This window comes from Mycobacterium pseudokansasii (assembly GCF_900566075.1).
Lineage (GTDB): Bacteria > Actinomycetota > Actinomycetes > Mycobacteriales > Mycobacteriaceae > Mycobacterium > Mycobacterium pseudokansasii.
The window spans coordinates 4,183,264-4,208,973 of record NZ_UPHU01000001.1; the positions used below are offsets into that span (position 1 = coordinate 4,183,264).

Consider the following 25,710-nt stretch of genomic DNA (forward strand, 5'->3'; position numbering starts at 1 on the left):
TCGCGCCCATGTAGTTCGCGGCCAGTTTCCGCGGCGAGCAGACGCAGAATCGCACGATTCCAACGGAATTCCTAAGATTCTGCGTCTGCTCGTGCCGAGATCGGAGTCAGCTCAGCGCGGTGACTTTGTCCATCATCGTGTGCGCGATGTCGATGGCGCTGGTGTTGAGGTCGCCGGTCCCCTCATCGGATGGGTAGGCGGTTGGAACGAAGCTGACCATGACCTCAACCAAGCAATTTCCCCGGACGCCAAGGGCCCGGGCTTGCGGGATGGTCGCCAAAATTGAGTGCGGGCCGGACCCCAGTGAGATGGTTGCCGCGACAACCGAATCCATGACGCGTACGTCGGAGATGGCAGCTTGGCCGTACACCGTGGAGGTTGGCATCGTCAGCGTGGTGCCATCGCACTTCTTCCACTGCGCGGCGAACTTGGCGAACAACCCGTTGGCGTCTACTGCCGTCGGTAACGCGACGATACCTTCATAAACATCGTCGACCTTCACCGAAGCACCGTTGTGGGCCCACATTTCGCTGGCGATGTTTTGTATCGGCGCGGGGCGATAAGGACCCTGCTGCATCATGTGGACGACACCTAGGCAGTCGGCGGGCAGTGCCGATTCCCAAGCGCTTCCCAACTTGTCGCTGCCGCCGAACTCCGGGTATTTCGGAGCGGTCTGGAACGGCTGGTTCAGCAACTTCGCCAGAGCGGCGCTGTCAATCATGGCCTGGTTGATAGCTGGGCCCGTGAGCGCGTGCGGCGCCATGTTCGGCGCCGGTCCAGCTTTGCCGCCGGTCTTTGCGGTGCACCCGCTCGAGAGCACCACGGCCAACAACGCGGCGGCCACAGAGCACCAGCGGTTTGTCACTTCTTGCCCTTGTCTCCCGCGGTGTCGGTGGACAACGCCGCCACGAAGGCCTCCTGCGGCACGTCAACCCGCCCAATGGTTTTCATCCGCTTCTTGCCTTCCTTCTGCTTCTCCAGCAGTTTTCGTTTCCGGGTGATGTCACCGCCGTAGCACTTCGACAGCACATCCTTGCGAATCGCGCGAATATTCTCGCGCGCAATGATTTTCGACCCGATGGCAGCCTGGACGGGCACCTCGAACTGCTGGCGCGGGATCAGCTCCTTGAGCTTGGTGGTCATCTTGTTGCCGTAGGCGAACGCCGAATCCTTGTGCACGATCGCGCTGAACGCGTCTACGGTCTCGCCCTGCAGCAGGATGTCGACTTTGACCAGTTGCGCTTCCTGTTCCCCGGCCTCCTCGTAGTCGAGGCTGGCATAGCCGCGGGTGCGCGACTTCAGTGCGTCGAAGAAGTCGAAGATGATCTCCCCCAACGGCATTGTGTAGCGCAGCTCAACTCGTTCGGGCGAGAGGTAATCCATGCCGCCCAGCTCACCCCGGCGCGACTGGCACAGTTCCATGATGGTGCCGATGAACTCGCTGGGCGCAATGATGGTGGTCTTCACTACCGGCTCGTAGACGGTACGGATTTTGCCCTCCGGCCAATCCGACGGATTGGTGACGACGATTTCTGAGCCATCCTCTGTGAGCACCCGGTAGACGACGTTGGGTGACGTGGAGATCAGATCCAGATCGAACTCGCGCTCCAGACGCTCGCGGGTGATCTCCATGTGCAGCAAACCGAGGAAGCCGCACCGGAACCCGAAGCCCAGCGCCACCGAGGTTTCCGGCTCATAGGTCAGGGCCGCATCGTTGAGCCGCAGCTTGTCCAGGGCTTCGCGCAAATTGGGGTAATCCGAACCGTCGACGGGATACAGCCCCGAGTAGACCATCGGCTTGGGCTCGCGGTAGCCGGTCAGCGCTGCTTTGGCGCCGTTGCGGACCGTCGTCACGGTGTCGCCGACCTTGGACTGGCGAACGTCCTTGACACCGGTGATCAGGTAGCCGACCTCGCCCACACCGAGGCCGTCGCAGGGCTTGGGTTCGGGCGAGACGATGCCGACCTCGAGCAGCTCATGGGTGGCACCGGTGGACATCATGGCGATGCGTTCGCGTGGGGTGATCTTGCCGTCGACCACCCGGACGTAGGTCACCACACCGCGGTAGATGTCGTAGACGGAATCGAAGATCATTGCGCGAGTGGGTGCGTCGGTGTCGCCCCGCGGGGGCGGCACCTGCCGGACCACCTCATCGAGCAGTGCTGCTACGCCCTCGCCGGTCTTGCCGGACACCCGCAGGACGTCGTGCGGCTCGCAGCCGATGATGTGGGCGATCTCGCCCGCGTACCGGTCCGGGTCGGCGGCCGGCAGGTCGATCTTGTTCAGCACCGGAATGATGTGCAGGTCGCGGTCCAATGCCAGATACAGGTTGGCCAATGTCTGTGCCTCGATGCCCTGCGCGGCGTCGACCAGCAACACCGCACCCTCGCAGGCTTCGAGCGCCCGCGACACCTCGTAGGTGAAGTCGACGTGGCCGGGCGTGTCGATCAGGTGCAGCACGTAGTCTTGGTCGGCCACCTGCCAGGGCAGCCGCACGTTCTGGGCCTTGATGGTGATGCCGCGTTCCCGCTCGATGTCCATCCGGTCCAGGTATTGCGCTCGCATCGAACGCTCGTCGACCACCCCGGTCAACTGCAGCATCCGGTCGGCCAGCGTCGACTTGCCGTGGTCGATGTGAGCGATGATGCAGAAGTTGCGAATCTGTGCCGGCGGCGTGAAGGTCTTGTCGGCGAAACTGCTGATGGGAGTTCTCCTGGTGGACGGTCTTGAGCCAGCCAGCTGGGCGGTTCGTGGGTATGTCCAGGGTATCCAGCCGGGCGCTCCGAGACACAATCGCGCGCTCCGGCGCGGCTATGCTGCCAACATGGCGTCCGCCCGGAAGTCACAGTGGAAGACGTTCCAGCGCTTCACCGAGAATTTAGGGAACCTGGTGTTCAACGAGGCTCCCAAGGTGGTGCGTCAACTACAGAACTCGCAAACCGTACTGCAGGAACTTCAGCGTGCGGTAAAGATCACCGCGAACATCATGGCGATGGGCCTGCCGCCGCCACCCCAGGAGATCGCCGCAGGCCGCCCGGTGACCAGCACCAGCTTTCCCACCGCACAGCGGGCCCGCAGGCTCGTCTACGCCCCCGACCTCGATGGCCGGGCCGGCCCCGGGGAAATCGTGTGGACGTGGGTGGTCTACGAAGACGACCCGACCCGCGGCAAGGACCGGCCGGTGCTCGTCGTCGGCCGCAACCGCGATGTGTTGCTGGGGCTCATGCTGTCCAGCCGGGAAGACCGCGCCGCCGATCGTGACTGGGTCGGAATCGGTTCGGGGGACTGGGATTACGAGGGTAGGCAGAGCTGGGTCCGACTGGACCGGGTGCTCGACGTGCCGGAGGAGAGCATCCGCCGGGAAGGGGCGATTCTGCCGCGCGAGATCTTCGATGTGGTCGCCGCCCGGTTGCGCACCGAATACTCCTGGCGTTAGGGCCAGCCACTCTCGCGACCGTAACGCCACGGCGAAATTCCACGCGATTTTTCGCCGTGGCGTTCCGCTGGCCGAAGTCGGCGTGAGGCCGGCCCGGCTAACCCTGGGTGATGTAGGACTGCAGCTGCTGCTGTTCGGCCTCGAGTTCTTGCATCCGGGTTTTCACCACATCACCGATGCTGACGATGCCGATCAGCTTCTTCCCGTCCAGCACCGGTACGTGGCGCACCCGGTTGTTGGTCATCAGCACGCTGAGGCTGTCCACCGTGTCCGATTTCGTGCAGGTGGCGACATCGCTGGTCATGATCTTGGAGACCGGACGAGACAACACGCTGGCGCCGTGGGTGTGCAACTGGCGTACCACGTCGCGTTCCGACACAATGCCGACTACCCCTTCCGCGCCGACCACCACCATCGCGCCGATGTTCTGCTCAGCCAGACCGGCAAGCAGTTCCCGCACTGTCGCGTCGGGATTGATCGTCACCACCGCCGCCCCCTTGTTCCGCAAGACGTCCGCGATCCGCATTGAGGCCTCCCGCCGGTAGTGACCCGATTCACACCAGGCTACGGCTAACTTGCGCGGCGGGAAAGCCGCCACCCCAACACGACGGTGGCCCGCCGGGCGAATCGCCGGGTTGCGCCGCCGCACACGGCCCAGGCTGGTAAGGATGTGGCCATGATCGAGATCACCTTGTTGGGCACCGGCAGCCCCATTCCCGACCCGAACCGCGCCGGGCCGGCCACCTTGGTGCGGGCCGACGGGCACGTGTTCTTGATCGACTGTGGACGCGGTGTCCTGCAACGCGCGGCCGCTGTCGGCGTGGGCGCGGCCGGCTTGTCGGCCTTGTTGCTCACCCATCTGCACAGCGACCACATCGCCGAACTCGGCGACGTGATCATCACCAATTGGGTCACCAACTTCGCCCCTGCTCCCCCGCCGCTGCAGATCATCGGCCCGCCGGGCACCGCGGAGGTGGTGGCGGCGACGCTGCAGGCATTCGGGCACGACATCGGCTACCGCATCGCTCACCACGCCGATCTCGACGCACCGCCGCCGGTCGAGGTCCATGAGTGCACCGATGGCACGGTGTGGGACCGCGAGGGTGTGACGATCCGGGTGGCTCCCACCGATCACCGGCCGGTGGCACCGACCATCGGTTTCCGCATCGAATCCGGCGGTGCGGCGGTGGTGCTGGCCGGCGACACCGTGCCCTGCGCCGGCCTGGACGAGCTGGCCGCGGGCGCAGACGCCTTGGTACACACCGTTATTCGAAAGGACATCCTGGCGCATGTCCCGCAGCAGCGGGTTAAAGACGTCTGCGACTACCACTCGTCGGTGCAGGAGGCCGCCGCGACCGCCCAGCGAGCCGGGGTGGGAACCCTGGTGATGACGCACTACGTGCCGGCCCTGGTGGCAGGCCAGGAGGAGCAGTGGCGGGCTTTGGCCGCGACCGAGTTCAGCGGAGCGATCGAGCTCGGCGACGATCTGCACCGAGTCGAGGTGCACCCGCGGCAATAGCGTGCCCGTAATGCACGGAATTGGGCTCACATCGCGATAGGATCCAGTCCCCGACCACTGCTCTTGATCTCGCTCGATCTCAGAGGTGCGGCATGTCGTATGTGATCGCAGGTCCGGCGGCGATCGCTGCGGCGGCCACCGAGCTGGCCGGAATTGGTTCGACGATCGGCCAGGCCAACGTGAACGCAGCGGCCGTGACGGCCGGAGTGCCGGCGGCCGCCGCCGACCAGGTGTCCGCGGCCGTCGCGGCGTTCTTCGGGGCGCAGGCCCAGGGCTATCAGGGCATCAGCGCCCAGATGGCGGCGTTTCACGACCAGCTGGTGCAGGCCCTGTCCGCCGGCGGAGCGGCCTACGCCGGTGCCGAGGCCGCCAGCGCCCAGAACCTGCTCGACCTGATCAACGCACCCGCCCTGGCGCTGTTTGGCCGCCCGTGGATCGGCAACGGCGCCAACGGCGGGACCGTCGGCGGCATAGGGCAGCCCGGCGGGCCGGGCGGACTGCTCTACGGCAACGGCGGCCGGGGCGGCGACAGCACGCTGCCCGGAGTCGCCGGCGGTAACGGCGGGGCCGCCGGCCTCATCGGAAACGGCGGCACCGGCGGCACCGGCGGCACGGGAGGCAGCGGCGGGCTGGGTGGCAACGCCTTCCTTATCGGCGGCGGCGGCGCCGGGGGCACCGGCGGCGCGGCCGTCGGCACCGGGTTCGCGGGCAGCGGCGGCAACGGCGGTTTGGGCGGCCTGTTCTACGGCAACGGTGGGGCGGGGGGAAACGGCGGCGCCGGGGTGGCTGCCACCACCATCGGCGGCATGGGCGGGTTCGGCGGCGATGCCTGGCTGTTCGGCAGCGGCGGGACCGGCGGCCAGGGCGGCGACAACACTTTCAACCTCAGTGGCCAAGGCGGGCTGGGCGGCGACGGCGGCAGTGGCGGAGCGCTTTTCGGCAACGGCGGCATCGGCGGTGGCGGCGGCAACGGCGGCGCCACCGGCGGAGCCGCCGGGAACGGCGGTTCCGCCGGCTACTCGATCGGCAGCGGCGGAGCCGGCGGCGTGGGCGGCGATGGCGGCACCGTGTTCGGCGGCCAGGGCGGGGACGGCGGCCGGGCGGCGACGATCTTCGGGTTCGGCGGCGCCGGCGGCAACGGCGGCACCGGCAACTATGCCCTGTTCCCCTCCGGCGGCGCCGGCGGGACCGGCGGCGCCGCCGTGCTCTTTGGCCTCGGCGGGGTGGGCGGACACGGTGGCTCCGGCGGCGGCTACGGGGGTCAGGGCGGGGCGGGCGCCTGGGTGATCGGCAGCGCCGGCGACGGCGGAGCCGGCGGTGCCGGCAACATCAACAGCATGGCCGGTGGCCAGGGCGGGAACGGCGGCGATGCCTTCTTCATCGGCAACGGCGGCAACGGCGGCGCCGGCGGGCACGGTTTCGGCGCCGGCCCGCCCGGCAAGGGCGGGGGTGGTGGCACTGCCGGGGTAATCGGCTGGGCGGGAAATCCCGGTCCGGACGGTTAAGCCAACCGGGTGATCTCGACGTCGACGTCGAGGTCGGTTGCGCCCAGTCCGGAGTAGATGCCCTTCAGCGGAGACACGTCGCTGTAATCACGGCCGACACCGACGCTGATGTACTGCTCGGTGATTTCGGTGTCGTGGGTGGGATCGTAGTTCCACCACGCGCCCGTCCAGGCCTGAACCCAGGCGTGGCTGCGCCCGGCCACGGTTTTGCCGGCCACGGCGTCGCGATCGGGATGCAGGTAGCCGGATACATAGCGTCCGGGAATTCCCATGCTGCGCAACACGATCAGCGTCACGTGGACAAAGTCCTGGCAGACGCCGCGGCCCTGTTCCAGTGCGTCCAGTCCCGTCGAATAGACGCCGGTGGTGCCCGGAAGGTACTCCAATTCGCTTCGCGCCCAACGGGATGCGGCCATGACGGCTTCAGCGGGATCGTGATACTTGGTGATCCGCCGGCCCACGGCGGCGATGCGTTTGCTGGTCGGGGTGTACCAGGTGGGGCGCAACACCTCGTCGAACCGGTCGATCACGGGTACCGAGTGCAACTCCTCCCAACTGGTCTTGGCCGTCGGCGGCTCAGGGCGCTCGGTTTCGACAACCGACGACGAGGTGACCGTCAGCTGCGTGTGCGGTGCATGCAGGTCGAACGCTGTCACCGCGGTGCCCCAATAGTCGATGTAGCGGTAGGACCGGGTGGCCGGGACGGTTTCGACCCGGTTGAGGATGACGTTTTGGCGGGTGTTGGAGCGCGGTGTCAGCCGGGCCTCGTTGTAGGACGCCGTGACCGGCGACTGGTATGCGTACCCTGTGGTGTGTACCACTCGCATCCGCCACATCAGGATTCCCCTTGCCGGCCGAGCAGTTGGCCACGCCGACCCGCGTCGGTCCAGGCCACCCACGGTGATACGTGAAAGTACTGCAGCGCCAACGCTTCTCCGACGTCCCGGCATGTTCGTTGCAGGCCGGCCAACCTGTTGTCGAGGGATTCGAGCAAGACACCAGGCTGCACGAACTCGAGTTCACTGCGGGCCTGGCCGAGCAGCCGTTGCGCTTCGGTGGTGGCCCCGATCCGGCTCTGCGGATTGTGCAGCAATTCGTCGAGGTTGTGTTCGGCCAACCGCAGCGAGTAGTACACCGAGCGCGGAAACAACCGGTCGAGCATCATGAACTCGACCACCCGGGCCGCGTCCAGCACCCCGCGGTAGGTACGCAGATAGGTGTCGTGCGCGCCGGCCGAGCGCAGCAGGGTCACCCACGCCGGGGACGATGCGCTGTCTCCCACCCGCGACAACAGCAGGCGCACGGTCATGTCGACCCGCTCGATGGCGCGGCCCAGCAACAAGAACCGGTATCCGTCGTCGCGGGAGAGCGTCGAGTCGGCAAGCCCGGCGAACATTGCCGCGCGGCCTTCGATGAACGACAGGAATTCATGTGGCCCAAGGCGTTTGGCAGCTCGCTCGCGTTCCGGCAGAGCGTTGTAGGTGGTGTTGAGGCACTCCCAGATCTCGATGGAGGTGACTTCTCGCGCCGACTTCGCGTTCTCGCGCGCCGCCGAGATCGCACCGACGATCGACGAGCCGCCCTGGGCGCTGGTGCTGAAAGCCACCAAGTCCGTCAGCGACCACAGGTCGAGTTCGTGGTCGGGGGGCTCGATGCCGAGCACCCGCAGCAACAGCCGGGACGCCTGGTCGGGGTCGACGCTGGAGTCTTCGAGCAGTTGGTGCACCGCGACATCCAGGATGCGCGCCGTGTCGTCAGCGCGCTCGACGTAGCGACCGATCCAGTACAGCGCTTCGGCGTTGCGGGCGAGCATCAGTCGGTCGCTTTCTGCTGCTGGGATTGTTCGTTGCGGGACGGCTCGGTCTGCGGTGGCTCGGGCACCGCCCGGGGCAGCGACCGCACCACCTGGGCGCCGCCCAGCTCACGATCGACCGCCGCAGCGCGCGGCGCCAGCACCCAGGTGTCCTTGGACCCGCCGCCCTGGCTGGAGTTGACCACCCACGAGCCCTCCACCAGCGCAACGCGGGTCAGCCCGCCCGGCAGCACCCAGACGTCGTTGCCGTCGTTGACCGCGAACGGCCTCAGGTCGACATAACGTGGCGCCAGTGAGCCCGCCACCCGGGTTGGCACCGTGGACAACTCCATCATCGGCTGGGCGATCCAGCTGCGGGGATTGTCGCGAATCTTCTTGCCGACGGCGGCCAGCTCTTTCTCGGAGGCCTGCGGGCCGAAGACGATGCCGTAGCCGCCGGAGCCCTCGACCGGTTTGAGCACCAACTCGCCGATGCGGTCCAGAACTTCCTCGCGCTCGTCAGCCAGCCAGCACCGATACGTCTCCACATTGGCCAGCAGCGGCTTCTCACGCAGGTAGTACTCGATCATGGTGGGCACGTAGGTGTAGACCAGCTTGTCGTCGGCGACACCGTTGCCGATCGAACTGGAGATGACGACATTGCCGGCGCGTGCGGCGTTGACCAGACCCGCCACCCCGAGCACCGAGTCGGCGCGGAACTGCAGTGGGTCCAGGTATACGTCGTCGATGCGCCGGTAGATGACGTCGACCTGGCGCTCCCCCTCGGTGGTGCGCATGTACACCTGGTTGTCGCGGCAGAACAGGTCGCGACCTTCGACCAACTCCACACCCATCTGGCGGGCCAGCAGCGAATGCTCGAAGTAGGCCGAGTTGTAGACCCCGGGCGTCAGGACCACCACCGTGGGATCGGCCTCGTTGGTGGCCGCCGAGTTGCGCAGCGCCCGCAGCAGGTGCGCGGGATAGTCGTCGACCGCACGGACCCGGTGAGTGGCGAACAGGTTCGGAAAGACCCGCGCCATGGTGCGCCGGTTCTCCAGGACGTAGGACACTCCCGACGGCGAGCGCAGGTTGTCCTCCAGCACCCGGAAGTCGCCGCGATCGTCGCGGATCACGTCGATGCCGGCCACATGGATGCGCACCCCGTTGGGCGGAACGATCCCCACCGCCTCGCGATGGAAGTGCTCACAGGAGGTCACCAGCCGGCGCGGGATCACGCCGTCGCGCAGGATTTCCTGGTCACCATAGATGTCGTCGAGATACATCTCGAGGGCCTTGACCCGCTGGATGATGCCGCGCTCCAGCCGCGCCCACTCGGCCGCCGAGATCACCCGGGGCACCAGGTCGAGCGGGAAGGGCCGCTCCTGACCCGACAGCGAAAAGGTGATGCCCTGATCGATGAACGCCCGGCGCAGCGCGTCCGCTCGCGCTTTGAGCTCCGACGCGTCGGTGGGCGCCAGCTCGGCGTAGATGCCCTTGTAGGGGCCACGGACGTTGCCCTGCGCGTCGAACATCTCGTCGAAGGCCGTGGCATAGTGATCCGAGTTATCCGAGTTATCCGAGTTATCCGAGGCAGCCGACTTGCGGTAGCCGTCGAAGATGCGCTCCGAACGGCCCGGTGCTCGCCGGCTGCTCGCTTCGGTCGCGTCAGAGAGACTCACCCGTGTCATGGTGCCTCACTTGGGCGTTTCAGCAGGCCAGGGACTGCTCTTTTGGGCGAAAACGTAACCGACTGCTAACCTGAGCAGTCGTTGTCGGGCGACAGGGGCGCCCGAGCAATCCCCGAATCGACATAAGGAATCAACGCGTGGCCAACATCAAGTCGCAGCAAAAGCGCAACCGGACGAACGAACGCGCCCGACTGCGCAACAAGTCGGTGAAGTCGTCGCTGCGTACCGCTGTGCGGGCATTCCGCGAGGCCGCGCACTCCGGTGACAAAGAGAAGGCCGCGCAGCTCCTGGTGTCGACCAACCGCAAGCTGGACAAAGCTGCCAGCAAAGGTGTGATCCACAAGAATCAGGCGGCCAACAAGAAGTCGGCCCTGGCGCGGACCCTCCACAAGCTCGGCTGAGTCGTCTCAATTACGTTCGGCTACGGTCGGCGACCAACTCGGCCACCTTCCTGACCGCAGATTCCAGCGCATAGTCGGCGTCGGCGACGGCGCCCTTGACGTTGGCGTTGAGCTCGGCGACCAGCCGCATCGCGGTTGCCACCTTGTCGCGTGACCAGCGCCGGGCCTGTTTCTGCGCTTTCTGCACCCGCCATGGCGGCATGCCCAGTTGCGCAGCCAGACGGTACGGGTCGCCGGACAACGGTCCCACTCGACCGATCGTGTGCACGGCTTCGGCCAGCGCATCGGCCAGCACCACCAGCGGCTCGCCACGCATCATGGCCCAGCGCAGCGCTTCGGCGGCTCCCGCGACATCGCCGGTCACAGCCTTGTCGGCGATGTCGAATCCCTTCACTTCGGCCTTGCCGCTGTGATAGCGGCGCACCGCCGCCACGTCGACGTGACCACCGGTGTCGGCGACCAGCTGCGAGCAGGCTGCGGCGAGTTCGCGCAGATCGGAGCCGACCGCGTCGAGCAAGGCCGTCGCGGTCTCGTCGTCGACCTTGACGCGCAGGCAGCGAAATTCGCCGCGAACGAAGTCGACACGTTCGCTGAGCTTCGTGATCCGCGCGCACGGATGCACCTGTGCGCCCAGCGACTGCAGTTGGCCGGCCAGGGCTTTGGCCCGCCCGCCGCCGGAGTGCACCACCACCAGCACAGTGCCCTGCGGCAGGTCGGCAGCGGTCGACATGATCATCGCGACGGCATCCTTGCCGGCCTCGGCGGCGGCCTCCAGCACGACGATCCGCTCGTCGGCGAACAACGACGGGCTCAGCAACTCGGCGAGCTCGTAGGTGCTGACATCGCCGGCCCGTAGGCGGTTGATCGGCACGTCATCAGCGCCCGGGCCGGCGCCGGGGCCGGCGCCCGCCCGTTGCCGCGCCGACCGCAGTATCTCCGCAACCGCCCTTTCGACCAGCAGTTCTTCGTCACCCAGGACCAAGTGCAACGGCGAAAGTTCTGTCACCCCACGATGGTGTCACGACGGGCCGACCAATCCCGCCAGTGACCACGCCAGCAGGCATCCCAGGGCGGCCACCAGCGCCGAACTCGTCGCCAGGCGAAACCACCGGAATCGCCATAGCGCAACCACCGACACGGTGACCCCGCCGACGACAAGCGCGCCGGCCAGACCGTCGGGTACCGGGACCGTCGCCGCCGGCACACCGGCCGCCCAATGCGCCACCCGTAACACCCACCACACCTCCGGCCCAGTGAAGCGGATCAGCAGCTGCGCCCCGGTCGGCCATAGGACGGCCAGGGCGGCTGCCGCGCTACCCAGCACGGTGATGGGTGCGATCACCGCTGCCACCGCGAGGTTGGCGACCACCGCAACCAGACTGAATCGGCCGGAGATCGCGGCGACCAGCGGAGCCGTCGCCAGCTGCGCGGCAGCGGCGACGGCCAGCGCATCCGCCAGCGGTTTGGGCAATCCGCGCGCGACCAAGCGGCGCGACCATAGCGGAGCGACGACGACCAGCGCGGCCGTCGCCACCACCGACAGCGCGAAACCCATATCGACGGCCAGCTGCGGTGCCGTGGCCATCAGCACCAGCACGGTGGCCGACAGCGCCGGAATCGCCTGCCGCCGCCGCGAAGTCAGCATCCCCGCTAGCCCTATCGCACCCATCAGGGCCGCCCGCAACACGCTGGCCGTTGGCTGCACCACGACGACGAACGCCGCCAGTGCGCCCCCGGCCAGCCCGACGGCCGCGCGCAGTCCGACCAGTCGTGCCGAAAACAGCACCGCCGCACACACGATCGTGACGTTGGCACCCGACACCGCCGTCAGATGCGTCAACCCCGCCGCGCGGAACTCGCGGCTGATTCCGGAGCTGACGGCCGAGGTGTCACCGAGCACCAGCGCCGGCAGCATCGCGGCCTGATCGCCGGGCAACACCTCCCGAACCGCCGCGGTAAACCGGCCGCGAACGGCATGCGCCGCCCGGTGCACCGCACCGGCACAACCCGCGCACCCGGTTCGGGGCCGGTCCACCGCGTTGAGCACCGCGACCGTCAGGTCCCGGCGCGTCGGCCGGGTGATGTGGGCGGTGAACCGTACCGGCTGGCCCGCCATCAGCTCGCCGTATTCCGATGCGCGCGCGAAAACAACCACCCGGCCGGATATTTCGTCGTCCTGCAGCCGCTGGATGGTCCCCCGGAACATCAATCGGCCGCCCCCCAGCGACAGGACGCTTTCGCTGGGCGTGACCGTCACCGGGACCGACGTTCCGAACGCGGCGCTGATGGGGTGGCGCGCGACCGAATCGGCTCGTATCGCCACGGCGAACCCGTAACCGGCGCCCACCACACCGATCGCCACCAGGGCCGCGCTGATGGCGCCCACTCGTGGCGGGCAGCTCAGCCGGCGCGCGGCATGCCACCACAGCGCAGCCGAGCCGATAGCCAGCACCAGGCAACAGGTTCCGCACGCCCGGCCGACCGGCCAACCGATCCCCGCCGCGGTCACCATCCAACTGGTCAGGGCGGCCGGGACCAGGCGCACATCCAGTCGCGCGGCGGCGCCGGCAGCGGGGTCGCCCGGCCCGGTAAGCAGGTGCACCGGCGTCAGACACGGACCAGGGACCGCAGTTTGTCCAGCCGCGCCGGGCCGATGCCGTCGACGTCGGCAAGCTGGTCGACGCTGGTGAACCTGCCGTTGGCCTGCCGCCACGCGACGATCGCAGCGGCGGTGACCGGGCCGACGCCGGGTAGCGTGTCCAGCTGTTCCACGGTCGCAGTGTTCAGATCGAGCACCTCGGGCGGCTTGGAGCCCGGCTGGGTGCCCGGATGAGGAGCGCCGGAGGTGGCCGGTCCCGGCGCTGGGGTGCCCGCGCCGATCGAGCTGCGCAGCGTGATCGGCTGCCCAGGGACCGGCGCCAGCCCGACCACGATCTGCTCCCCGTCGACCAGCTGGCGAGCCATGTTCAGGCCGATGGTGTCCGCACCGTCGACCGCGCCGCCGGCGGCCTGCAGCGCGTCGGCGATCCGTGCCCCCGGCACCAACGTGACCAGACCCGGGGCGTGCACCAGGCCGACGACGCTGACCACCACCGGCCGGTCCGGGGCAGGCGGCTGTCCCGGGGTCGCCGACGGTCTCGGACCACTTCCCGACGGCCCTGAAACCCGTTCCACCGCCGGAAGTTTGGCCGACATCACCGGAGCATGCCGGTCGCGCAGCAACGTGAACACCGTGACCAGTACCGCAAGGGCCGCGACCAACGCCAACGCGATGGCACCGGAACGTCCCGGATCTGCGCGCACCTTGGCCAGCCATCCCCGGCTGCCGGGAGTCGCCGGAAGCCAGCGCGGCAAGAGCGAGTTCGGGTCGTCGTCCGGGCCCTCATCGGCGCCCTCGGCTTCGACGGCAACCGGGTTGGCGGCCGGCCGGCAATCCGGGTCGGCACCAAGCCGGCGATGCAAGCGCTCGGCAGGCAGTTCAGTTCGCATGATGCCGACGGTAGGTGCCCCGACGGCCAGCACGATTCCCTACCACGGTGTCGCGGCGCCCGTCTGTGGATGAAACCCGGGCTGTGTATCGGTGACGTTGCCGTGATCAACGCCGCCGAACGAGCACGTGCGGTCCGGCGGCCGTTGGCAATCGGGGCCGTCCCCGCCGGCGCCGCCTTCGGCGGCGAGGCTGACCGATGTTGCACGACCCGGTGGACGTTGCACGCCGCCGGGCGCCTAACGTGCAGGGCAGGACTGCCGGAGGCCAGGCGGATGGGTTCCAGCTGCACAGGGCGCCCGTGCCGGTGGTCACCCGACACAGGAGGACCGATGAAGCTGGCGCTGACGACCGACGAAGCCGCCTTCCGCGACGACCTTCGCAGCTTCTACACCACGCAGATCCCGCAAGACATTCGTGACCGGGTGCGCCGCGGCGACTCGCTGAGCAAAGACGACATCGTCTCCTGCCAGAAGATCCTCAACGATCACGGGCTGGCGGTACCGAATTGGCCGGTCGAATGGGGCGGTAAGGACTGGACGCCAACCCAGCACCAGATTTGGGCCGACGAGATGCAACTGGCGTGTGTGCCGGAGCCGCTGAACTTCAACACCAAGATGGTGGGGCCGGTGATCGCCGAGTTCGGCTCCCAGGAGATCAAGCAGCGGTTCCTGCCGCCGACGGCCAGCATCGACATCTGGTGGTGCCAGGGCTTCTCCGAGCCCGAGGCCGGTTCCGACCTCGCCTCGCTGCGCACCACCGCGGTCCGCGACGGCGACAGTTACGTGGTCAACGGGCAGAAGACGTGGACGACGCTGGGCCAGTACGCGGACTGGATTTTCTGCCTGGTGCGCACCGACCCGCAAGCGCCCAAACGCCAGGCCGGCATCTCGTTTCTGCTCATCGACATGGCCACCCCCGGCATCACGCTGCGGCCGATCAAGACGATCGACGGCGGTCACGAGGTCAACGAGGTGTTTCTCTCCGACGTCCGGGTGCCCGCCGATCAGCTTGTCGGGCAAGAGAATCAGGGCTGGACCTACGCAAAGTTCCTGTTGGGCAATGAGCGCACCGGAATCGCCGGGGTGGGCCGCACCAAGGTGCGCCTGGCCGAGGTGAAAAAGCATGCCACGCAGACGGGCCTGCTGCACGATCCGCTGTTCGCAGCGCGACTGGCCGAAGCCGAAAATGAGCTGCTGGCACTGGAACTCACCCAGGCCCGGGTGGTGTCGGACTCCGCAGACGGTAAGCCGAACCCGGCGTCGTCGGTGCTCAAGCTCCGCGGCAGCCAACTGCAGCAGATCGCCACCGAATTACTGGTCGAGGTGGCCGGTCCCGATGCGCTACCGTCAGACGGCTCCCACGGCGACGAGATCGCTTCGCCGCCATGGGCACAAACCAGCGCGCCCCGCTACCTGAACTACCGCAAGACGTCCATCTACGGCGGCAGTAACGAAGTGCAGCGCAACATCATCGCGTCCACCATTCTGGGATTATGAGGCAGTCATGGATTTTCAGCTGAGCGACGAGCAGACGCTGCTACGCGACACCACCCGCGACCTACTGTCCCGCAGTTACGACGCGGAGAGCCGCAACAAGGTCATCGGCACCGATCTCGGGTGGAGCCGCGAGGTGTGGAGTCAACTCGCCGACACCGGGATCTTGAGCCTCGGATTCGACCCGGCCGAGTCCGGGCAGATCGAGATCATGGTCGTGATGACCGAAGTCGGGCGGCGCCTGGCGCCCGAACCCGTGGTGCATGCCGCGCTGGCACCCGGAGCGCTCATCGCCGAGCTCGGCAACGACGCACAGCTACAGCTGCTCGACGATGTCGCCGCCGGGCAGCTGTTGCTGGCGTTCGCGCACTCAGAGCCCGGCCACCGGACACCATCCGCCGATATCTCGACTCGCGCTGTGCGCCAAGGAGATTCGTGGCTACTCAGCGGACGTAAAAATCCGGTGCTGGCGGGCGACTGCGCCGACACGCTGGTGGTCAGCGCCGCGCTGCCCGACGGTGGCGTCGGCTTGTTCCTGGTCGACAGTGAGGCTGTCACCCGGCACCCGTACCCGACATTCGACGCCCACCGGGGCGCTCAGGTCGACCTGGACCAGACGCCCGGTGAACCTCTGGGCGAGGCCCCTGAAGACGCGTCATCGGCGATCCGTGACGCCATCATTCGGATCCAGTCGGCATTATGCTCCGAAGGGGTCGGCGCGATGTCCGAAGCGCTGCGCCTGACCACCGATTACCTCAAGACCCGCAAGCAATTCGGCGTCACGCTCAACAAATTCCAGGCGCTGACCCAGCGTGCTGCCGATATGTACGTGTCGCTGGAGATGGCCCGCAGTATGGATCTCTACGCCGCGATGTCGATCGCCGACGGCAGCCTCGACCCGCTGATCGCATCCCGGGCCAAGCTGCAGGTGGGCCGGTCCGCGCGGCACATCGCGCAGGAGTCGATTCAGCTACACGGCGGCATTGGCATGACCGCGGAATATCCGGTCGGACACTACGCGGCCCGGCTCACCGCGGTCGAGCACACGCTGGGTTCCAGCCAGGACCACCTGCACGTCCTCATCGACCACATCGCCGACTACGACCTTGTCCGGCTTTAAGCCAGCCGCCAACACGTGTGGCCGAACCGCCGTATGACATGGCCACGCTGACCTGGCTCGGCGTGCCCGGAGATGAGCAGGCATGGATCACGCTCGGATTCACCGTCGACGACCGCCAGATCCGGATCGGCCGGGTGTGTTGTGCACTCACCGACGAGCGGTCCTGGGGTTTCGACGAAACCCACGACGACGCAGCGATTCTCGGGGTACCGACGATGGTCCGGTCGGCGATGACCGGTGCGGTGCACCCGTGTGGGGTGACCCAGGTCGACCACGTCGTGTATACGGTACCCGACTTGGACACCGGAATCACCGCTCTCACAGCCACATTGGGCACCGCGCCGCGCCGGCGCTTTCATCCGCGCGGGCCCGCAGGCCCCGAAATGGCGTTCTACCGCGTTGGTGAGGCATTCATCGAGGTGGTGGCCAGCGGTGCGGAGCCGGCGCTGATCGGGCTGGCATTGCGCTCCCCCGACCTGGATGCCACCGTGAGCACAATTCGCGCCGCCGGGGGCCCGATCTCCGACCCGAAACCGGCCGTCCAGGGCGGTCGCATCGCAACGGTATGGCACGGTCACCTCGACTGGGGCCTGGCCATCATGGGGCCATAGGAATGTCAGGGTCGCTGCCTGGCCGCGCAACTGAGGCCGCCCGTGACTGACATGTCCGGAACCATCGCGGCAATAACGGGTCCCATCGCAGCGGCAACGGAGCCTTCGATGAGCACAGACCGTTCACTGCGGGTAATCCAGTGGACCACCGGAAACATCGGCCGACTACGAGCTTGCCAGACTGTAGTAAGTAGCTCTGGCGGGTCCTTCAGAACTCGAACGCCGTCTGCGCGGGGACGTCGCTGGCAAACGCCGCATCGAGCCGACTCACCAAGCCAGAGTCTTTGGCGCGCAACCGGTTCGCCGCGGCCAACGTGGACGCGCGGTGTACCCCGAGGTACAGACTGCCCAGCACGTCACGACCCAGCACGACGTCCGCCGACGCATCGGTCGGGCTACAGCTGGCATGTCCGTCCCGGATCTGCAGTCGGTATCGACCCCCATCCGATACGCCGATCACCGCGGCGAGGTCGGCACAATAGCCACGCGCCTCGAGCGCGGCCGGGATATCCATGATTCGCAGCCACAGACCGTCTTGGCGAAATGTCGGGCTGGCCAGTCGCGTATCGGTGAGCAGGAACGGCAGCGGGTCGTCCGGATGGGTGACAACTCTGACTCGCTCCATCGAGTCAAGCCCGAGCAGCGCACGCCATAAGGAGATATGCGCGTCGGTGGTTACGGCCCGCAGCTCCTCGACACGCGCCAACTTCTGATCCGTGGCGTCCACCCGATACAACGCATAGCCGTCGGTGTGCAGGAAGGCAAACAATTTTGCGTCACCGCGTGGTGAATTCGTGCATTCACCCAGCGCGTCTTCCCAAAGCACGTCAGGACGGACCAGCCCGCCGGGCACCTGTTGGCGCCAGCGCTCGTAGATTGCAGCGAACTCGTCGCGATGCTCGGCGGGGTTAACCAACCGGACCCTTCCGCCATCGGGCGCGTCGAGGTGGAAACGGGCGAAACGCCGGTCGAGGGTCAGCTCCTGCAGTACGGTGGCAGGCCCATAGCCGAACCGGCCGTAGATGCCGCCCTCACTGGCATACAACGCCGCCACCGGATACTCGGATACGGTGATCCGACGATGCAATTCGGCGCACATCAGGCGCAGTAGTCCACGTCGCCGGTGGGTGGGGGCGACCGCAACGAAACTGAGGCCGGCCGCTGGAAGCACCGCGCCGCCGGGCACCGTCAACCGCAGGTCGAGATATAGCGCCATGCTCACGACGTCACGACCGTCGCAACTCACCACTGCACCATCAGCGGGTATCAGACTGCGCCAGGTGTTGGCCGGACGAGGACCCATGAAGTCCGGAAAGCTGGCGGCCGCCAGGAAGTACATCGACGCCCAGTCGTCCTCCGTCGGGCTACGAAGTGTCAGGGATGTCGGTAAAGCGTTTGGCACGGCGACGGTCACGAAACCGACTCTGGCACATACCCGCGCTCCCGCGCATCTGAATATCGCAGCAATAATGGGTCCCACCGCAACCGGCAAAGGAGCCTTCGATGAGCACAGAGCGCCCGCTGCGGGTGATCCAGTGGACCACCGGAAACATCGGGCGCCGATCGCTGCACGCCATCATCGACCGGCCCGACATGGAATTGGTGGGCGTGTACGCGCACGGCCCGGAAAAGCTCGGTGTCGACGCCGCCGACCTGGCGGGCTGGCCCGAGCAGACCGGAGTGCAGGCCACCGACGACGTCGACGCGCTGCTGGCGCTGGGCGCCGACGCATGTTGCTATAACCCGTTGTGGCCCAAAATCGATGAACTGGTGCGCTTGCTGGAATCCGGTGTCAACGTGTGCACCAGCGCGGCCTGGATCACCGGCGGCAAGCAGACACCGCAGGACCGCGAGCGCATCATCGCTGCCTGCGAGCGCGGCGGCTCGACGATCTTCGGCAGCGGCGCACATCCCGGCATGACCAACATGGTCGGCATGGTGCTCAGTGCCGCGTGCGAGCGCGTCGACGAAATCCGCATCACCGAATCGGTGGACTGTTCGACCTACGAGTCGGCGGAAACGCAGACGGCCATGGGTTTTTCGCGGGATCCCGACACCGCCGGCTTGGCCGAGAGTGTGCGCTCCGAAAGCGAGGTCTTTGCCGAATCGGCGGCCATGATGGCCGATGCGATCGGGGCGAAGCTGGACCGGATGACGTTCGACGTGACGTTCACGGCGGCCACCGCGGATACCGATCTGGGGTTCATGACGATCCCCGCCGGCACCGTCGGCAGCGTCTATGGTTACCACCGCGGCTGGCAGGGCGACCGCAACGTCGTCAGCGTGGGATTCAACTGGACCATGGGCAACCACGTGGTGCCGCCCAAACCGCTGGAGCACGGCCACGTCATCCAGGTCTTCGGGCTGCCCAACATGCGCACCGTGCTGCACTGCCTGCCGCCGAAGGATTGGACCGAGCCGGGTTTCATGGGCCTGGGCATGATCTACACCGCGATGCCGGTCACCAACGCGGTTCCGGCGGTGGTGGCCGCCAAACCCGGGATCGTCACGCTTGCCGATCTGCCGCCCGTCACCGGCCGGGTGGCGCGCTAGCGCCGAACGCGGGCATCCGCCGGCACCCCCGAGGAACGGTCACGTGCACTAAGAGTAAGGTGCTTAGCCAAGCAAAGGTTCTGTCTGCACCGGGCCTGGCTCACTCGGGTGGGCCGCGGCGACCTTTGGAGGTGAGCGGAAGGCGCTCAAGTGAGAACGATTCGCATTACCCGCGTGACCAGGCACCTTTGGATACCGCTGGTCCTGGTGATCGTGCTCGCGGTTTCGGGTTTGGTGGTGATGCGGCTGCACCGGATCTTCGGTTCCCAGGACCTCAACGCGAACTCCGGCGGCGGGATCGAGATCGTGCAATTCAACCCCAAGGTCGTCATCTATGAGGTCTTCGGTCCGCCCGGGAGCACCGCGAACATCAACTACTGGGACGCGGAAGCCAACACCCACCAGGTCGACGCCGCTCCGCTGCCGTGGTCGGTGACGGTCTCGACGACGCTGCCCTCGGTGAGCGCCAACATCATGGCGCAAGGCGACGGCAGCCGAATCGGCTGCCGTATCACGGTGGACGGCGTGGTCCGGCAAGAGAAGAAGTCCGATGGCGTCAACCCGCAGACCTTCTGCTTGGTGAAATCCGCATGAAACACCTCGACGACACCGCCACCAGCCCGGCCAGCACCCAAGACCCCGAAACCACCCGGAGCGGCCCGGGCACCCGCCACCCGCACCGGCCCGTCATCCCCCACACCATCCGTATCTTCGCGGCGCCGATCATCCTGGCCTGGGTGGTGCTGACCGTCATCGTCAACGTCGCCGTGCCGCGACTGGAAGTCGTCAGCGAGGAACATTCCGCGCCGATGACGCCGTTGGACGCCCCGTCGATGAAGGCGATGATGCTGTTGGGGCACAACTTCCGGGAGTTCGATTCCAACAGCACGGTGATGATCGTCCTGGAAGGTCAGCAACCCCTGGGCGACGACGCGCACCACTACTACGACAACTTGATTCGCCAGCTGCGCCAGGACCGCACGCACGTCCAGCACATCCAGGATTTCTGGGGAGACCGGCTCACCGCCGCCGGCGCGCAGAGCGCCGACGCCAGGGGCGCCTACGTCATGCTGAACCTCGCCGGCAACCAGGGCACCACGCTGGCCAATGAATCCGTCGAGGCCGTCCGCAAGGTGATCGACCGCAACCAGCCGCCGCCCGGGGTGCGGGCCTACGTCACCGGTCCCGCCGCGCTCAGCGACGACATGCACATCATCGGTAACGCCAGCCTGGCCAAGATCACGCTGTTCACCCTCGGCGCCATCGCCATCATGCTGCTGCTGGCCTACCGCTCCGTCGTCACCACGCTGGTCCAGTTGTTCATGACCGGCATTGCGCTGGCTTCCTCGCGCGGGGTGGTCGCGGTGCTGGGCTATCACAACGTTTTCGGGCTCACGACGTTTGCCGCCAACATCCTCACCATGCTGGCGATCGCCGCCGGCACCGACTACGGGATCTTCCTGGTCGGCCGCTACCAGGAGGCGCTACGGGCCGGTGAGGACCGAGAAACCGCCTACTACACCACCTTTCGCGGAGTGGTCCCGGTGGTGCTGGGCTCGGGACTGACCATAGCCGGGGCAACCTACTGCCTGAGCTTTGCGCGGCTGCCCTGGTTCAACACCATGGGCGCGCCCGTGGCGATCGGCATGCTCGTGGTGGTGTTGGCCGGGGTGACGCTGGGTCCCGCGGTGGTTTTCGTCGGCAGCCGGTTCCACCTGTTCGAGTCCCGGCGGGCGGCCGGGAAAGGCAGGCTGTGGCGGCGCGTCGGTACGGCCGTGGTGCGTTGGCCCGCACCGATTTTGGCGGTCAGCGGGGCGATCGTGCTGGTGGGCATGGTCGCGCTGCCGACGTTCAAGACCAGCTACAACGACCGCTACTACCTGCCGGCCGCAGCCCCCTCCAACCTCGGGCAAGCCGCCGCCGACCGGCATTTTTCGCAGGCCCGGATGAATCCGGACATGCTGATGATCGAGGCCGATCACGACATGCGCAATACCGCCGACATGCTGGTCTTGGACAAGGTGGCCAAGAACGTCATCCGGGTTGTCGGTATCGCCATGATCCAGGACATCACCAGACCGCTGGGCATCCCAATTCAGCACAGCTCCATACCATTTCAGAACAGCATGCAAAGCCAGACGACCATGCAGAACATGGCGTTCCTGAAGGACCGCATGGCCGACATCACCAAGATGGCCGACGAAATGCAGTTCATGATCGACACGATGCAGCGCATGTACCAGGTGACCCAAGAACTTTCCAGCGCCGCCGACGACAGCGCCCGGACCACCGCCGAAACAGCGGACATCACCAACCGATTACGGGACCACATCGCCGATTTCGACGACTTCTGGCGTCCGATACGAAGCTACTTCTACTGGGAGAAGCACTGCTACGACATTCCCATCTGCTGGTCGATACGGTCGCTGTTCGACTCGCTGGACGGCTTCGACCAGCTGGCCGGGCAATTCGACGAACTGACCGCAGACATCCAGCGCACCGCCACCGCCACCCACGAGATGCTGGTGCTGATCCCACCGATGATCGACACCATGAAGACCACCAAGGCCCTGACGTTGACCATGCAGGCCACCTTCTCGGCGATGCTCGACCAGATGGACGAGCTGAGCAACACCGCCATCGTCATGGGGCAGAGTTTCGACGCCTCCAAGAACGACGACTTCTTCTACCTGCCGCCCGAAGCGTTCGACAACCCGGACTTTCAGACGGGGCTTCGGATGTTCCTGTCGCCGGACGGTAAGTCGGCGCGCTTCTTCATCACCCACCAGGGCGATCCGATGACCCCGGAGGGAATCTCGCGCGTCGACGCCGAGCGCACCGCGGCCCAGGAGGGACTCAAGCAATCGTCGCTCTCGGATGCCAAGGTGTATCTCGGCGGAACCGCCGCGACGTTCAAGGACATGGCCGACGGCGAAAAATACGACCTGATGATCGCGGTGGTGTCGGCACTGACGCTGATCTTCATGATCATGCTGTTGCTGACCCGAAGCGTGGTCGCCGCGCTGGTCATCGTCGGCACCGCGGCCAGCTCGATCGCCGCGTCCTTCGGGTTGTCGGTGCTGATTTGGCAGGACCTGTTCGGCATCAAAATCCACTGGATCGTGGCGGCGCTGTCGGTTATCATCCTGCTGGCCGTGGGCTCCGACTACAACCTGCTGTTGGTCTCCCGTTTCCGGGAAGAGATCCATGCCGGACTCAAGACCGGAACCATCCGCTCCATGGCCGGCACCGGCGGGGTGGTGACGGCCGCGGGTCTGGTGTTCGCCTTCACCATGGCCGCCATGCTGGGCAGCGAATTGCGGGTGCTCGGCCAGTTCGGGTCGACCGTCTGTATCGGTCTGCTGCTCGACACGTTGATCGTGCGCACCCTGCTGATGCCGTCGATCGCCACGCTGCTGGGCCGCTGGTTCTGGTGGCCGCAGGTGGTCCACCCGCGCGGTCACAATGCCCAGCGTGTCTGAGGGCATCGAGACATGTTCGGGTACTTGATTTTTCAAGGCGTGCGGTCATCGAGCTTGCCCGGCGACGGCGTTGGATCAATAACTCCAGCAGGTAGTTTGGTTCCCTCCGGGTGCAGCCAAGCCCCAAGTCCTCGATCCAGCGGTGTACAAGCCACGGTGGGGATATCAGAATAACTTCATCGCTGCTTCATCGCCGATGCAGATCCTCATCTGGCGACGGCGCAAGTGCTGGCGGACAGGAGGTATGAGATGTCGTTCGTGAGCGTAGCGCCCGAGGTGGCGGCGGCCGCGACGACAGACCTGACCCGGATCGCCTCAGCAATCAGCGCCGCACACACCGCCGCCGCCGTGCCGACGACCGGGCTGCTGGCTGCCGGCGCCGATGAGGTCTCGACAGTGATGGCCACGCTGTTTGCCGAGTACGGGCGTCAGTATCAGGCGCTGGCCGCACAGGTCGCGGCATCTTACGACCAATTCACCCGCACAATGGTGGCCGGAGTGAATGCCTATGCGGCCGCCGAGGCCGCCAACATCACCCGGCTCGCGACGAGCGTAGTCAATGCGGTCAATGAGCCCGTCCTCGAGCTGACCGGGCGCCCGCTGATCGGCGACGGCGCCAACGGGTACACCAACGCTCAAGGCGTGGGGACGGTCGGCAAACCCGGCGGCTGGTTGTACGGCAACGGCGGTACCGGTGGCACCAGCACTCGCGCTGGAGTGGCTGGCGGTGCCGGCGGGGCCGCGGGTCTGATCGGTACCGGCGGCACCGGCGGCAACAGCGTTTACGGTGGAGCTCCCGGTGGTGTTGGCGGGCCCGCGGTTCTGATCGGCGACGGCGGCACAGGCGGGGCCAGTGGACCCGGTGGCGTTGGCGGGCTCGGCGGCCGCGCCGGGTTGCTGTGGGGATACACCGGCACCGCAGGCATCAGTACTCTTCTGTCGCCGAACCAAACGCTCATCTATGTCGATCAATACGGCAATCCGCTGCTCAACATCTCGGTAGGCGGCGGACCAAGGATGCCCGTCATCGTCGATTCCGGCTCCACTGGACTTGTGGTTCCACCGCAATACGTCAATGTGGCGGCTCTTGGCGCGCCTACCGGGACGGGCTCGGTCAGCTACGGCCTTAGCGAAGTCGGTCGCCTGTTCGTCGGGTACCAGACATATCAAACGACCGTGAATTTCGGGAACGGAATTGTCAGCCCGTCGACCACCGTTGCGGTCGCCACCTCCGCATATCTGGGTACGCCAAGCCACCCCATCGACCCTTCGTTGTTACCCGCCTATCTGGGCGTGGGTCCCAACAACATGTTTCCGTTCTCGACGCCCACAAATGCGGCTTTGCCGGTCGGCATGAATCAGGGTGTGCTGATCAATATGCCTCGCGGTTTGCTGGAGTTCGGCCCAAATTCGCTGCCGCCCATCGTCCAGCTCAATGGAGCACCGGGAACCATGGTTCAGGTACAGATCAACAACGGATTGCCGCAGACCGTTCCCGCATACATCGATTCCGGCGGCGTGGGCGGAACCGTCCCACAATCGTTGGTGCCTAGCCTGACGGTCGGCAATCACCTTCCCGAGGGCACCACCATCACGGTCTCCACGATCAACGGTGTGCCCCTCTACACGCAGACGGTCACTGCGGCCAATTCCCCAACGGTTGTGTCCTCGGGCAATCCGTTCAATACCGGGAACTACCCCTTCTCAGTCGGGCCGATCTATATCTGGAACGATCCCAGCCCGATAGGAACGACGGTCTTTGACCGACTGGCCTGACCGCTTCAGCGCTAATCGTCAACGCGCAGGCAGACCGCGACCGCCCCGGCGCCCACGTGTACCGCCAGCACCGGCCCCAACTCGGTCACGATTGCCGGTTCACCCGTCGGGAGCCGCCGGGCCAGCTCCGCCGCCACTTCTCCGGCGCCGCCGGAGTTGGCGACGTGATGCACCGCAACAGCAACAGGGCCTTCGCCAGCCACCTCGCACACCCGGTCGATCATCGCCGCCATCGCGTGTTTGACAGTGCGAACACGTTGGGCCAGAACAAGTTTCCCGTCGTCGACGCGAAGTATCGGCTTGAGCGCCAACGCGGTACCCAGCCATGCCTTGGCGCCACCGATCCGTCCGCTGCGGCGCAGGTTGTCCAGCCGGTGTACGACGACGAACGCCTGCGTGCGCCGCACCGCTTCCTGTGCGGCGCGAGCAACGGCATCCAGGTCATTGCCGGCGGCCGCGGCACGCGCGGCAGCCAGCACGGCGAATCCGGTGCCCATCGCCGCCGACTTCGAGTCGATGACCCGCACGGCCGGGCCGAGGCCGGCCGCGGTCAGCTCGGCGGCGCGGCAGGTTCCCGACAGTCCCGACGAAATATGTACCGCCACCACCCCATCTCCGTCGCTGTCGGCCAGCGCCTGCCGGTAGGCGGCATCCAGCTCGGCCGGGGTGGCCGCGGCGGTGGTGGCGTGGCGCTGGTAGATGTCGGCGGGTATCTCATCGACACCGTCGCGCAGGTCGGCGCCGTCGAGCAGGATGTGCAGCGGCACTTCGCGTATCGCCCAGGTGTCGCGCAGGTCGGCCGGCAGGCTCGCCGACGTATCCGTCACCACCACGACAGACATGG

The 25,710-nt window shown here is 66.7% G+C and carries 22 protein-coding genes; 11 read left to right on the forward strand and 11 right to left on the reverse strand.

The genetic code is table 11. The features are described from left to right. Nucleotides 1–106: 106 nt before the first annotated feature. Both EET10_RS18830 and lepA read right to left on the reverse strand, forming a co-directional pair. Complete coding sequence (locus tag EET10_RS18830; RefSeq protein ID WP_063468656.1) at nt 107–865, reverse strand: sensor domain-containing protein; 759 nt, start codon at nt 863–865, stop codon at nt 107–109. Beyond that, nucleotides 862–2,769, reverse strand: a complete 1,908-nt coding sequence (lepA, locus tag EET10_RS18835) for a translation elongation factor 4 (protein WP_425461711.1) — start codon at nt 2,767–2,769, stop codon at nt 862–864. Before lepA ends, EET10_RS18830 begins: the two co-directional genes overlap by 4 nt. A gap of 55 nt (nt 2,770–2,824) precedes the next feature. Here lepA and EET10_RS18840 point away from each other — a divergent pair, with 55 nt between their 5' ends. Beyond that, nucleotides 2,825–3,436 (forward strand): type II toxin-antitoxin system PemK/MazF family toxin, encoded by a 612-nt coding sequence (locus EET10_RS18840; RefSeq protein WP_063468658.1) that lies wholly within the window; start codon nt 2,825–2,827, stop codon nt 3,434–3,436. 97 nt (nt 3,437–3,533) lie between these two features. On the opposite strand, the gene EET10_RS18845 is transcribed toward EET10_RS18840, so the two are convergent. After that, nucleotides 3,534–3,962, reverse strand: a complete 429-nt coding sequence (locus tag EET10_RS18845) for a CBS domain-containing protein (RefSeq protein WP_036399954.1) — start codon at nt 3,960–3,962, stop codon at nt 3,534–3,536. A 150-nt stretch (nt 3,963–4,112) separates the two neighbouring features. Between EET10_RS18845 and EET10_RS18850 the strand changes: the two genes are divergently transcribed. Both EET10_RS18850 and EET10_RS31710 read left to right on the forward strand, forming a co-directional pair. After that, nucleotides 4,113–4,955, forward strand: coding sequence for a ribonuclease Z (locus EET10_RS18850; protein ID WP_036400633.1), 843 nt, complete (start codon nt 4,113–4,115; stop codon nt 4,953–4,955). Nucleotides 4,956–5,047: 92 nt separating this feature from the next. Continuing rightward, the gene (locus tag EET10_RS31710) at nt 5,048–6,460 is read left to right on the forward strand and encodes a PE family protein (protein WP_122502399.1); all 1,413 of its coding nucleotides are present in this window, start codon (nt 5,048–5,050) and stop codon (nt 6,458–6,460) included. Here the strand turns inward: EET10_RS31710 and EET10_RS18860 are convergent. Genes EET10_RS18860 through EET10_RS18870 form a run of 3 tightly spaced genes read right to left on the reverse strand, consistent with a single transcriptional unit; the run spans nt 6,457 to nt 9,940 of the window. Further along, nucleotides 6,457–7,296, reverse strand: coding sequence for a transglutaminase family protein (locus EET10_RS18860; RefSeq protein ID WP_036399958.1), 840 nt, complete (start codon nt 7,294–7,296; stop codon nt 6,457–6,459). The two genes, EET10_RS31710 and EET10_RS18860, sit on opposite strands and share 4 nt — an antisense overlap. Beyond that, nucleotides 7,296–8,273, reverse strand: coding sequence for an alpha-E domain-containing protein (locus tag EET10_RS18865; protein ID WP_036399960.1), 978 nt, complete (start codon nt 8,271–8,273; stop codon nt 7,296–7,298). The genes EET10_RS18860 and EET10_RS18865 overlap by 1 nt, the downstream gene beginning before the upstream one ends. Beyond that, nucleotides 8,273–9,940 carry a circularly permuted type 2 ATP-grasp protein gene (locus EET10_RS18870; protein WP_122502400.1) on the reverse strand — a complete coding sequence of 556 codons (1,668 nt, stop codon included), beginning with the start codon at nt 9,938–9,940 and terminating at the stop codon, nt 8,273–8,275. The genes EET10_RS18865 and EET10_RS18870 overlap by 1 nt, the downstream gene beginning before the upstream one ends. 137 nt (nt 9,941–10,077) lie before the next feature. Here EET10_RS18870 and rpsT point away from each other — a divergent pair, with 137 nt between their 5' ends. Then, complete coding sequence (rpsT, locus tag EET10_RS18875; protein ID WP_036399962.1) at nt 10,078–10,341, forward strand: 30S ribosomal protein S20; 264 nt, start codon at nt 10,078–10,080, stop codon at nt 10,339–10,341. A gap of 10 nt (nt 10,342–10,351) precedes the next feature. Here the strand turns inward: rpsT and holA are convergent, their stop codons facing one another. The 3 genes from holA to EET10_RS18890 all read right to left on the reverse strand — a co-directional run bounded on the left by holA (nt 10,352) and on the right by EET10_RS18890 (nt 13,830). After that, entirely contained in the window at nt 10,352–11,329 is a 978-nt protein-coding gene (gene holA / locus EET10_RS18880) for a DNA polymerase III subunit delta (RefSeq protein ID WP_122502824.1), read from the reverse strand. A gap of 30 nt (nt 11,330–11,359) precedes the next feature. Beyond that, a complete protein-coding gene (locus tag EET10_RS18885; RefSeq protein WP_122502823.1) occupies nt 11,360–12,853 on the reverse strand; it encodes a ComEC/Rec2 family competence protein in 1,494 nt (497 codons plus the stop codon). 95 nt (nt 12,854–12,948) lie between these two features. Next, the gene (locus EET10_RS18890) at nt 12,949–13,830 is read right to left on the reverse strand and encodes a helix-hairpin-helix domain-containing protein (protein ID WP_036399967.1); all 882 of its coding nucleotides are present in this window, start codon (nt 13,828–13,830) and stop codon (nt 12,949–12,951) included. Between the two features lie 330 nt (nt 13,831–14,160). On the opposite strand from EET10_RS18890, the gene EET10_RS18895 reads away from it, so the two are divergent. The 3 genes from EET10_RS18895 to EET10_RS18905 are packed head-to-tail and all read left to right on the forward strand — an operon-like array spanning nt 14,161 to nt 17,055. Beyond that, nucleotides 14,161–15,327 (forward strand): acyl-CoA dehydrogenase family protein, encoded by a 1,167-nt coding sequence (locus tag EET10_RS18895; RefSeq protein ID WP_036399969.1) that lies wholly within the window; start codon nt 14,161–14,163, stop codon nt 15,325–15,327. 7 nt (nt 15,328–15,334) lie between these two features. Further along, a complete protein-coding gene (locus EET10_RS18900; protein ID WP_036399971.1) occupies nt 15,335–16,444 on the forward strand; it encodes an acyl-CoA dehydrogenase family protein in 1,110 nt (369 codons plus the stop codon). Between the two features lie 38 nt (nt 16,445–16,482). Then, on the forward strand, nt 16,483–17,055 hold the full coding sequence (locus EET10_RS18905; RefSeq protein WP_136624749.1) for a VOC family protein: 573 nt from the start codon (nt 16,483–16,485) through the stop codon (nt 17,053–17,055). Between the two features lie 208 nt (nt 17,056–17,263). On the opposite strand, the gene EET10_RS18910 is transcribed toward EET10_RS18905, so the two are convergent. Next, entirely contained in the window at nt 17,264–18,433 is a 1,170-nt protein-coding gene (locus tag EET10_RS18910; protein WP_425461712.1) for a GNAT family N-acetyltransferase, read from the reverse strand. A gap of 125 nt (nt 18,434–18,558) precedes the next feature. On the opposite strand from EET10_RS18910, the gene EET10_RS18915 reads away from it, so the two are divergent. From EET10_RS18915 to EET10_RS31715, 4 genes are all read left to right on the forward strand, one after another. Further along, complete coding sequence (locus tag EET10_RS18915) at nt 18,559–19,608, forward strand: NAD(P)H-dependent amine dehydrogenase family protein (RefSeq protein ID WP_099187527.1); 1,050 nt, start codon at nt 18,559–18,561, stop codon at nt 19,606–19,608. A gap of 165 nt (nt 19,609–19,773) precedes the next feature. Continuing rightward, nucleotides 19,774–20,202, forward strand: coding sequence for an MmpS family transport accessory protein (locus EET10_RS18920; protein ID WP_122502825.1), 429 nt, complete (start codon nt 19,774–19,776; stop codon nt 20,200–20,202). Then, a complete protein-coding gene (locus EET10_RS18925) occupies nt 20,199–23,090 on the forward strand; it encodes an MMPL/RND family transporter (protein WP_122502401.1) in 2,892 nt (963 codons plus the stop codon). The genes EET10_RS18920 and EET10_RS18925 overlap by 4 nt, the downstream gene beginning before the upstream one ends. Before the next feature lie 249 nt (nt 23,091–23,339). Next, complete coding sequence (locus EET10_RS31715; protein ID WP_099187529.1) at nt 23,340–24,866, forward strand: PecA family PE domain-processing aspartic protease; 1,527 nt, start codon at nt 23,340–23,342, stop codon at nt 24,864–24,866. Nucleotides 24,867–24,877: 11 nt separating this feature from the next. Here the strand turns inward: EET10_RS31715 and EET10_RS18935 are convergent, their stop codons facing one another. Then, nucleotides 24,878–25,708: a DegV family protein gene (locus EET10_RS18935; RefSeq protein ID WP_036399980.1), complete on the reverse strand. Its 831-nt coding sequence runs from the start codon at nt 25,706–25,708 to the stop codon at nt 24,878–24,880. Between the last annotated feature and the right edge of the window lie 2 nt (nt 25,709–25,710).

Coding starts and splice junctions, on each gene's coding strand:
- EET10_RS18840 (WP_063468658.1), top strand. CDS start 2,825: ATGGCGTCCGCCCGGAAGTCACAGTGGAAGACGTTCCAGCGCTTCACC.
- EET10_RS18845 (WP_036399954.1), bottom strand. CDS start 3,962: ATGCGGATCGCGGACGTCTTGCGGAACAAGGGGGCGGCGGTGGTGACG.
- EET10_RS18850 (WP_036400633.1), top strand. CDS start 4,113: ATGATCGAGATCACCTTGTTGGGCACCGGCAGCCCCATTCCCGACCCG.
- EET10_RS31710 (WP_122502399.1), top strand. CDS start 5,048: ATGTCGTATGTGATCGCAGGTCCGGCGGCGATCGCTGCGGCGGCCACC.
- EET10_RS18860 (WP_036399958.1), bottom strand. CDS start 7,296: ATGTGGCGGATGCGAGTGGTACACACCACAGGGTACGCATACCAGTCG.
- EET10_RS18865 (WP_036399960.1), bottom strand. CDS start 8,273: ATGCTCGCCCGCAACGCCGAAGCGCTGTACTGGATCGGTCGCTACGTC.
- EET10_RS18870 (WP_122502400.1), bottom strand. CDS start 9,940: ATGACACGGGTGAGTCTCTCTGACGCGACCGAAGCGAGCAGCCGGCGA.
- EET10_RS18885 (WP_122502823.1), bottom strand. CDS start 12,853: ATGGTGACCGCGGCGGGGATCGGTTGGCCGGTCGGCCGGGCGTGCGGA.
- EET10_RS18890 (WP_036399967.1), bottom strand. CDS start 13,830: ATGCGAACTGAACTGCCTGCCGAGCGCTTGCATCGCCGGCTTGGTGCC.
- EET10_RS18895 (WP_036399969.1), top strand. CDS start 14,161: ATGAAGCTGGCGCTGACGACCGACGAAGCCGCCTTCCGCGACGACCTT.
- EET10_RS18900 (WP_036399971.1), top strand. CDS start 15,335: ATGGATTTTCAGCTGAGCGACGAGCAGACGCTGCTACGCGACACCACC.
- EET10_RS18905 (WP_136624749.1), top strand. CDS start 16,483: ATGGCCACGCTGACCTGGCTCGGCGTGCCCGGAGATGAGCAGGCATGG.
- EET10_RS18915 (WP_099187527.1), top strand. CDS start 18,559: ATGAGCACAGAGCGCCCGCTGCGGGTGATCCAGTGGACCACCGGAAAC.
- EET10_RS18925 (WP_122502401.1), top strand. CDS start 20,199: ATGAAACACCTCGACGACACCGCCACCAGCCCGGCCAGCACCCAAGAC.
- EET10_RS31715 (WP_099187529.1), top strand. CDS start 23,340: ATGTCGTTCGTGAGCGTAGCGCCCGAGGTGGCGGCGGCCGCGACGACA.
- EET10_RS18935 (WP_036399980.1), bottom strand. CDS start 25,708: ATGTCTGTCGTGGTGGTGACGGATACGTCGGCGAGCCTGCCGGCCGAC.